Here is a 2,474-nt window from a genome sequence, read left to right as displayed (position 1 = left end):
CTGCCGAGCCTGCCGGCGCTGCCGCTCGTCGGCGCCGCGCACCAGCGCCTGCTCCCGGGCGGCGAGCAGCGCCTCCCGCGCCAGGTCGACGCCCTTCGGCGGGGCGCCCTCCGCGCCGGCCCCCGCCGCTCCGGAACTTGCCGCTCCGGAACCTGCCGCTCCGGAACCTGCCGCGCCCTGCTCGTCACCCACGGTCCACCCGCCCCTCGGAGACCGTGAACCGCGCCCCGGCGAGCACCCCTGGCACGTCCTGCTCGACCGCGGCCGTCACCAACACCTGCTCGCCCGGCGCGACCAGCTCGGCCAGCCGCTCCCGACGCCGCGCGTCCAGCTCGGCGAACACGTCGTCGAGCACCAGCACCGGCTCCGGGCCCTCCTCCTTCAACAGGCCGAACGAGGCGAGGCGCAGCGCGAGCGCCAGCGACCAGGACTCGCCGTGGCTGGCGTAGCCCTTCGCCGGGAACTCGCCGAGCCGCAGCAGCAGATCGTCCCGGTGCGGGCCGACGAGGGTCACCCCGCGCTCGATCTCCTGCGGCCTGGCCGCCGCCAACGCGCCGAGCAGCACCTCGTACAGCTCCTCGCGCGAGGCCGCCGCCAACTCGGCCGGCTCGCCGGCCGGCCCGCGGTACTCGAGACCCACCGGGCCACCGCCGGGGGCCAACTCCTCGTAGCACTTGTCGGTCAACGGCCGCAGCGCCGTCACCAGCGCCAGCCGCTGCCCGAGCAACTCGGCGCCGGCCCGCGCCAGATGCTGGTCCCACACGTCGAGCGTCGTCAGGTCGGCGCCGCGGCCGCCGTGCCGCCTGGCCATCGCGGCCGACTTGAGCAGCGTGTTCCGCTGCTTGAGCACCCGCTCGTAGTCGGCGCGCACCCCGGCGAGGCGCGGGGCGCGCGCGGTGACGAGGTCGTCGAGGAACCTGCGCCGCTCCCCCGGGTCGCCCTTCACCAGGTGCAGGTCCTCGGGCGCGAACAGCACGGTGCGGACGACGCCGAGCACGTCGCGCGGGCGGACCTGCGTCGAACGGTTGAGCCTGGCCCGGTTGGCGCGGCCCGGGTTGAGCTCGAGCTCGACCAGCTGACGGCGCTCGCCCTCCACCACCGCGGCCCTGATCACCGCCCGGTCGGCGCCGGCCCGCACCAACGGCGCGTCCGAGGAGACCCGGTGGCTGCCGAGGGTGGCCAGATACCCGACGGCCTCGACGAGGTTGGTCTTGCCCTGGCCGTTGGGCCCAACGAACGAGGTGACCCCGCGGTCGAGTTCGACCTCGGCCCTGGAGTAGGACCGGAAGTCGGCGAGTGACAGATGCGTGACGTGCACGGCGCCGGCCCCCCGGTGCCCTTACTTGCTCTCGACCGCGTGCCCGCCGAACTGGTTGCGCAGCGCGGCGACCATCTTCATCTGCGGGGAGTCGTCCTGCCGGGAGGAGAAGCGGGCGAACAGCGAGGCCGTGATGGCGGGCAGCGGAACGGCGTTGTCGATCGCCGCCTCGACCGTCCACCGGCCCTCGCCCGAGTCGGCGGCGTAGCCCTTGAGCTGGGTCAGGTGCTCGTCGTCGTCCAGCGCGCGCACGGCCAGGTCGAGCAGCCAGGACCTGATCACCGTGCCCTCCTGCCAGGACCTGAACACCTCGCGGACGTCGGTGACCTCGTCGACGGCCTCCAGCAGCTCCCAGCCCTCGGCGAAGGCCTGCATCATGGCGTACTCGATGCCGTTGTGCACCATCTTGGCGAAGTGTCCTGCGCCGACCTTGCCGGCGTGCACGGCGCCGAGGTCGCCGGCCGGCTTGAGGGCGTCGAAGACGGGCTGGACCTTGGCCACGTGCTCGGCGTCGCCGCCGTACATCAGGGCGTAGCCGTTCTCCAGGCCCCAGACACCGCCTGACACCCCGCAGTCCACGAAGCCGATGCCCTTGGCGGCCAGCTGCTCGGCGTGCCTGGCGTCGTCCGTCCACCGGGAGTTGCCGCCGTCGACGACGACGTCACCGGGGGACAGCAGCTCGGCGAGCTCGTCCACCGTGGACTGGGTGGCCCCGCCGGCCGGCACCATCAGCCAGACCACCCGGGGCGCGGCGAGCGCGTCCACCAGGTCCTTGAGGCTGTGCACGTCGGCGGCGTCCGCCTCGTGCGAGAAACCCACCACGGTGTGACCGGCCCGGCGGATGCGCTCGCGCATGTTCCCGCCCATCTTGCCGAGACCGACGAGACCGAGCTCCATCAGGACTCCTTCATAGCGTTTTGTACTCCCCCGAGCCTACGCTCCGCCTGCGCCGCCGTAGGCGGCGACAATGGCGGCCCGGCACGGGTCGCCGCGGGGCCGTCGGGCTGCCGCGGGCGATGGCGTTGGCCTGCGGCGGCGTTGGACCGCCGTGCCGCCGGAAGGCGGCGACACGGCCTGCGGCCGCGGGCGATGGCGCGGAGCGCCGACCGCCCAGCGGCGCGACGCCTGCCGCAGCATCGCGCCAGCGGGCGCGGAG

The 2,474-nt window shown here is 74.3% G+C and carries 2 protein-coding genes and 1 pseudogene; all 3 read right to left on the bottom strand.

Translation table 11 applies throughout. The annotated features are described in order from the left end of the window. Positions 1–192: pseudogene (locus ACYVPE_RS39665) on the bottom strand (DUF721 domain-containing protein); the annotation flags it as partial. Next, positions 185–1,318, bottom strand: a complete 1,134-nt coding sequence (gene recF / locus ACYVPE_RS39660) for a DNA replication/repair protein RecF (protein WP_461038704.1) — start codon at positions 1,316–1,318, stop codon at positions 185–187. The gene recF and the pseudogene ACYVPE_RS39665, both read right to left, overlap by 8 nt. Before the next feature lie 21 nt (positions 1,319–1,339). Then, positions 1,340–2,215, bottom strand: coding sequence for a phosphogluconate dehydrogenase (NAD(+)-dependent, decarboxylating) (gene gnd, locus ACYVPE_RS39655; protein WP_461038703.1), 876 nt, complete (start codon positions 2,213–2,215; stop codon positions 1,340–1,342). Positions 2,216–2,474 lie beyond the last annotated feature (259 nt).

The organism is Streptomyces mayteni (assembly GCF_054783955.1).
Note: the sequence above shows the minus strand (reverse complement) of the source record. Positions and strands in the feature narration are given on the sequence as shown.

What these genes read in the sequence shown, in the direction of transcription:
- gnd (WP_461038703.1), bottom strand. Translation starts at nt 2,215, where the DNA reads ATGGAGCTCGGTCTCGTCGGTCTCGGCAAGATGGGCGGGAACATGCGC.